This is a genomic window from Mesorhizobium sp. M2A.F.Ca.ET.067.02.1.1, from assembly GCF_004023285.1.
Classification (GTDB): domain Bacteria; phylum Pseudomonadota; class Alphaproteobacteria; order Rhizobiales; family Rhizobiaceae; genus Mesorhizobium.
The window spans coordinates 1-5453 of sequence record NZ_RZSB01000410.1 but is presented as its reverse complement, the minus strand read 5'-3'; the positions used below and the strand labels follow the sequence as shown (position 1 = coordinate 5453).

Genomic DNA, 5453 nt, shown 5'->3' with positions numbered 1-5453 from the left:
GGCCTGACCGTTACCTAACGAACGCACGTGGCGGATCGAAGCCTGCGCCGGGCCGGGTGCCCGGCGCGCAGGCCGCCTACGAATTCGACCTCACGCGTGGCGGAGCAGCTCGGTGTTGCAGCTCTTCGAGCGCGACGCTTGGTGCGGCTCACCCCTGCCGGCGAGGCCTGTGCATCGGCCCGGGCTGACGCACGGCCTCAGGAAACCTTCCTTCGGCTCGGCGGTTGATACCGATCCGAGAGAGGGGCATCCATGCCGAGACGAAATGGAGAGACGGCCAGACACTCCAGACGGCCGCGCTCGCGCCCGCTGAAGGGCGAAGAGACGGAGGTGAAGCACGTCGTCGAGACGCAGGGACTGTCACCCGCGCAGGCGCGGGAACTTGTGCGGCGCTATGGCAATGATTGGCGCAAGATCGAGGAAGCCGCCAAAACCTACAAGGGCGACGACTAGGCTCGTGACGGCCTGGCGCAAATCGCCGTGGCCAGGATGGCGATGCGAGCGGTTCCGCCGGCGTGGGATCAAGCCTCAACCTGAGCGCATCACGCCGGGCTCGCCGGCCTCGTCCGCCTGACCGGGCCGCTGGGGTTCCGACACCAGATCCTGGAATTCGATGGTCGTCACCAGGTAGCCTGCCTCGTCGTAGATCTTGGTCACCCAGGATGTCGGGTCCGACCCGGCGGCAATGCCGTCGAGCATGGCTTCCTTCGCAGCCCGCTTAGCCTCGGCTTTCGCCGTTTCGAGATTTTCCATCTCGACGTGGATCGGCGGCTGCGCCGCGGCTTCGAGAAACTCAAAGCGGAATTTCGGCATTCGTCTCTCCGTTTCCAGCGGCGGGCGGCGCAGGCGCAATCGATCCATGATCATCCGCTGCCGTCGCGTTGCTCCTCCAGCACGGTCTCGGCGATATATTCCTTGAGGTCGCCCACTTCCTCGTCGATCTCGTCAGGCTCTATGCCTTGGCTTTCGGCGTCGGCGATACATTGGTCGGCCAATTCGGCGGCGACTATCTCGGCCGGCATCGCGACCCGAGGTTCGGCCTTATGCTCATTGATCCATTCCTCCACGAAATGCGCCGTTTTGTTCACGAGCATGTCGGCCTCCGGCGAGGCTTCGGCTACGGGCTGTTCCAGCTTGATATCCATGCAAGACCATCCTTGAATGATCTTCTTCAACGCCGATTGGTCGCAAAGGATGCAGCGCGCGCTCGATGGTGAGCGGCGGGCCGGGGATCGGCTGACGAAGCGCCGGTCGGAGCCCGCGCAGGCCCAGCCGGGAACCTGAATCACGGTCGAACATTCTTGCTGTTGGGATAAACTGATCGCAGGCGAAAGACGTGAAGGCTCAGGGCTTTAGAGCGCTACTGGCCAGCAAGACACTCGCTGCCGGGCGCAATGCCGGCTATTGGCTCGACATCGTCAAATATGTCGCCGTAGCGGTCGCCGCTGCCGTCGTCACGCTGGCCGCGGTAAACCTGACCCCGGAGCCGCGTGTCATCCGCACGATCGTTCCGCACCGCTTCGACGCGGCGGATCCGCAATTCGTGCAAAGCATGAGCAGCTATTCGCAAGGGCAGATCTCCGGGCAGAACGCCGTGCAAACCCTCGTCAACGGCGACGAGATTTTTCCTGCGATGCTGCAAGCGATCGGCGTAGCCCGATCCAGCATCGACATGGAGACCTACATTTATTGGTCGGGCTCGGTCGGCTATCAGTTCGCCACGGCCTTGGCCGCGAAAGCCCGCGAAGGCGTCGAGGTCCGAGTGCTGGTCGACTGGCTTGGCTCCCTGCCCTTCGACGAGAACCTGATCCACATCATGACGGGCGCTGGGGTGCGGTTCCAGCGCTACCGGCCTGTCTACTGGTATACGCTTGACCGAGTGAACAACCGGACCCACCGCAAACTGCTCATCGTGGACGGGCGGGTCGCGTTCACTGGCGGGGTCGGCATCGCGGACAACTGGCTGGGCGATGCGCGCAATCCGAACGAGTGGCGTGACACTCATTATCGGATTGAGGGGCCTTCGGTGGGCGCGTTCCAGGCGGCCTTCGCCGAGAACTGGCTGGAGACCGCGGGCGAAACATTGCAAGGAGAGAAGTTCTATCCGCCACCCGAACCCGCAGGCGCGCTTAGCGCCCAGCTGGTCCTGTCATCGCAACCGAACGGCTCCGAGGATATGGAGCTGATGATGCTGGCCGCGATCGCCGCGGCCAAGGATCACCTGCGCATCGGCATGGCCTACTTCGTGCCGGACGAAATCGCGCTGCAGCAGATACTCGACGCCAGGAAACGAGGCGTGGCCGTCGACGTCATCGTGCCCAATTCGCTGACCGATGTGCCCATCGTGCGAAAAGGCTCGCGCCACTTCTGGGGAGAACTGCTCGAAGCGGGCGTGCGCATCTACGAGTTTCAGCCGACGATGTATCATCCCAAACTGCTCATCGTCGATGACGTCTGGGCAAGCTTCGGTTCCACCAACCTGGACGAGCGCTCGTTGCGCCTGAATGACGAAGCCAGCCTCAATGTCTACGGCAGCGATTTTGCGCAGACGCAGATCGACTTGTTCAACGAGGACCTGAAACGGTCGAGGCAGATCACCCTGGCGGAGTGGCAGGCGCGTCCGCTGACCGAGAAAGTCACCGATTGGCTTGCGAGCAAGCTGCACACGCAGCTTTAGGTTCGACACGAAGAGTTTCGCGCTACGATTCACCTGGGTTAGAGCGGATCATCAACAAACATGCAGGATGGTCGTGCCAAAACTTTGGGGTTGGCAGGCCCGGTCGGCGGCCGTTGTGTCACGAGCATGTCCGCCGGTCGGGCATCCTTTGGTCTGGGGCACGGAGGAGGAGACAATGCCGATTACGAGACTGTCGAAAGGCGCATTCCTGCCGGACGAGGTGACCTTCCTTGGCCGCGTCCTTGAACTCAGCGCCGGCGCCGACGAAACCGAGGAGCAGCGCGAGCGGCGGGCCTTGCGCATCATCGCGAACTACATGGCGGGGATCACCGACGAGCGGGAGCTGGCTGAGCTGTCGCGAAGACCGCTGGGCAGATAACGCCCCAGCGGAGCGGCCAGGCAAAGCAGGGCCGCGATGAAACTTTCGACGGTTTTTCCAGTTCGGTTGCAAGGAGGATCCTCGACATGACTGAACCCGGTGAAGGCAGTTCTCATGGGCGAATTGACGACAAGCAGCTCGTCATTCTGCTGAAGCAAAAAACCGGCATCTCCGATGCTCAAGCCAGGAGGTTGATAAAGGCCGTCGGGCGCGACCGGCCGTCGCTTTTGCGAGAAGCCCGGATCATAAGGGCGCGTGTTCAGGCGTCCGCTTCAGGTCGTATGTGACCGGCGGAATGCGGCGCATGTTCTACCGGCTTGCGCGACCGTGAAGGCGCTTCGCGGCTTGCGGTTTCGCAGGCGGTGCCGCCAGCGGCTCGTCGAAGTCCGCCGGCTTGCACGGGCATGCCGTTTGCGCGATGCTGAACGGTCATGACCACCCAGTATCTGGACCACAAACTGGAATGCCCGTTTTGCGGCGTCATCCGTTTGAACATTCCAGCCGATGCCCAACCCGCAACGCCGATCCACTGCGCCGAGTGCGGCGAATATCTCGGCACGTGGGATGAGCTTCAAACAGACTTCGAGCAGCAAGGCGGCACGGATGGCGTTTTCCGGCTGGACCAGGGACGTATCCAAAAGCTCAATTCCAGTCGGTGAGAAGGCCGCCGCCGGCGGCACGGATGCCGGCTGATCGACTGCTCGGCGCGCCGAACATCGGGCCTGAGAAATGGGGCATGAGAGCATCCGCCAGGTCCTTGACGCTTCAAACCCATAAACCCATATCGAAGCCGGGCGCAGACCGCCGCGGTCCCCGCCCCTATCAAACTCAAATTGTTCGTTCGACTTGGAGGATCTTATGAACGATCGGATGTTCGACAGCCCTGTTTTCGTCAAGAGCGGAAACAGCCTTGTCCAGGAGATCGCGTGCCTCGAGGACGCCCTGGAATTCCTCTATGAATGGCCGAAGAACCGGCGCGGGCCGATCTATGAAACGGCGCTGCGCGCTTGCCAGAGGGCCTTCGACAGCGGTTTTCCGCTGACGGCCGCCAGAGAGGCATTTTGCGGTTTCGCAAAATCCGCCAGAATCCATGAAGACGTGAGCACCACCTTGCCCTGGATGGTCGGCCAAGGCCGCAAGGGCGGCGGGCTGACCGCCTAGCATCGCTGCGGATCGAGGGAGTTTTGCGATGTTCGCCAAACCGTTCGAAAAACCAATCCGCGTCTGGGTAGGACTGGGATTTCCGCGTCAGTTGAACACCGTCGTGGACGCCTATCAGTTCGCCATCGACTGGTGTGGTAACAGCCCCGAGCAAAAAGCGGCCATCCGTGCCTGCAGGGCAGCCCTCGCCGGGGATGTCGATGCGGAAACAGCGAGGGGCGTTTTCGTCGCCTTCCCGCGCAAGAAGGACATCCTCATCGAGGATGGCGCCATTCCCCCCATTCTGGGAAGTGCGCGGCCGAAGCATGTCTGATGTGACCGAGGCGGCGGGCAACGCCGCCTCCTTCCTCCGACAAGAAGCCAGCTTGGATAGTTGATCCCGAAATGGAGGCAACCGACGGCATGGGCGGGGGGCGTTGGGGAGCCGCCGGTTACCAGGACTGGGGGCCATTTAATCGGTCAATGCATAGGCCCTTATGCGATAATGCCACCAATGCGCGTTCATGGGAACTGCTTTCCAGCTTAAAATTCAAACGTATATGCGGGAAAGCGCACATTCACGATGACCTTCGCGCGCTGCCCGCGACAGGAACCAGATCGGACGTGCCGCGTCATAGAGACAGGTCCTTGTCGCGGTGGAGTGACGTCGATGGTCAGGTTCCTTGTTGTCGTCTGGGTGGCGCTCTTGCTCGCGTGCGGCGTCGCGCAGGCAGGGAGGCTGGAGCCCGGCGCCGTCAATCAAGCGCAATTCAGCGAAGGCGAGCCCAAAGGCGTCAGCCCCATGCTGCTCAAGGCGCAGGTGCTTCTGGATCGCGCCCGCTTCTCGCCCGGCCTGATCGACGGCCGCGCGTCGCAGAACTTAACCAAGGCGCTCGCGGCCTTCCAGGCAGCGAACGAATTGCCCTCCGACGGCAAGCTCACGCGGGAGACGTGGGACAAGCTCGCGGCGACCTTCGCCGGTCCGGTGCTGGCAACTTATGAGACCACCGCGAAGGATGTGCGCGGCCCCTTCACCAGGCGTATCCCGGCCCGCATGGAGAGCATGGCGCATCTCAAGCGCCTGGGTTATCGCAACGCGCGGGAGAAGCTGGCGGAACGGTTTCATGTCAGCGAAGAATTGCTGAGGATGCTCAATCCCAAAGCCGGGTTCAGCAAGGCCGGCACAGCCCTGGTGGTGCCCGATGTCGGCCGCGGCGATCCACCTTCACAGATAGCCAGCGTCGAGGTCGACAAGGC

The 5453-nt window shown here is 62.4% G+C and carries 11 protein-coding genes; 9 read left to right on the top strand and 2 right to left on the bottom strand.

The window, feature by feature from the left end; all coding sequences use genetic code 11:
- Nucleotides 1–252 precede the first annotated feature (252 nt).
- Nucleotides 253–453 carry a hypothetical protein gene (locus EOA28_RS23585; protein WP_127251800.1) on the top strand — a complete coding sequence of 67 codons (201 nt, stop codon included), beginning with the start codon at nucleotides 253–255 and terminating at the stop codon, nucleotides 451–453.
- 75 nt (nucleotides 454–528) lie between these two features.
- Here EOA28_RS23585 and EOA28_RS23580 read toward each other — a convergent pair whose 3' ends face one another.
- Nucleotides 529–852, bottom strand: coding sequence for a hypothetical protein (locus tag EOA28_RS23580; protein ID WP_245484140.1), 324 nt, complete (start codon nucleotides 850–852; stop codon nucleotides 529–531).
- Nucleotides 853–863: 11 nt separating this feature from the next.
- A complete protein-coding gene (locus EOA28_RS23575) occupies nucleotides 864–1145 on the bottom strand; it encodes a DUF768 domain-containing protein (protein WP_127251801.1) in 282 nt (93 codons plus the stop codon).
- A gap of 16 nt (nucleotides 1146–1161) precedes the next feature.
- Between EOA28_RS23575 and EOA28_RS40955 the strand changes: the two genes are divergently transcribed.
- The 8 genes from EOA28_RS40955 to EOA28_RS23540 all read left to right on the top strand — a co-directional run.
- Nucleotides 1162–1284 (top strand): hypothetical protein, encoded by a 123-nt coding sequence (locus tag EOA28_RS40955; RefSeq protein WP_281059313.1) that lies wholly within the window; start codon nucleotides 1162–1164, stop codon nucleotides 1282–1284.
- A 52-nt stretch (nucleotides 1285–1336) separates the two neighbouring features.
- Nucleotides 1337–2677 (top strand): phospholipase D-like domain-containing protein, encoded by a 1341-nt coding sequence (locus EOA28_RS23570; RefSeq protein ID WP_127251802.1) that lies wholly within the window; start codon nucleotides 1337–1339, stop codon nucleotides 2675–2677.
- Between the two features lie 175 nt (nucleotides 2678–2852).
- Nucleotides 2853–3056 (top strand): hypothetical protein, encoded by a 204-nt coding sequence (locus EOA28_RS23565; RefSeq protein WP_189342151.1) that lies wholly within the window; start codon nucleotides 2853–2855, stop codon nucleotides 3054–3056.
- Nucleotides 3057–3142: 86 nt separating this feature from the next.
- Entirely contained in the window at nucleotides 3143–3343 is a 201-nt protein-coding gene (locus EOA28_RS23560; RefSeq protein ID WP_127251803.1) for a hypothetical protein, read from the top strand.
- A gap of 144 nt (nucleotides 3344–3487) precedes the next feature.
- Complete coding sequence (locus EOA28_RS23555; protein WP_127251804.1) at nucleotides 3488–3715, top strand: hypothetical protein; 228 nt, start codon at nucleotides 3488–3490, stop codon at nucleotides 3713–3715.
- 199 nt (nucleotides 3716–3914) lie between these two features.
- Nucleotides 3915–4217 (top strand): DUF982 domain-containing protein, encoded by a 303-nt coding sequence (locus tag EOA28_RS23550; RefSeq protein WP_126078067.1) that lies wholly within the window; start codon nucleotides 3915–3917, stop codon nucleotides 4215–4217.
- Between the two features lie 28 nt (nucleotides 4218–4245).
- Nucleotides 4246–4530, top strand: a complete 285-nt coding sequence (locus tag EOA28_RS23545; RefSeq protein WP_127251805.1) for a DUF982 domain-containing protein — start codon at nucleotides 4246–4248, stop codon at nucleotides 4528–4530.
- A 363-nt stretch (nucleotides 4531–4893) separates the two neighbouring features.
- Nucleotides 4894–5453, top strand: a 560-nt coding sequence (locus tag EOA28_RS23540; protein WP_245501582.1) for a peptidoglycan-binding domain-containing protein, incomplete at its 3' end; no start/stop codon positions are given.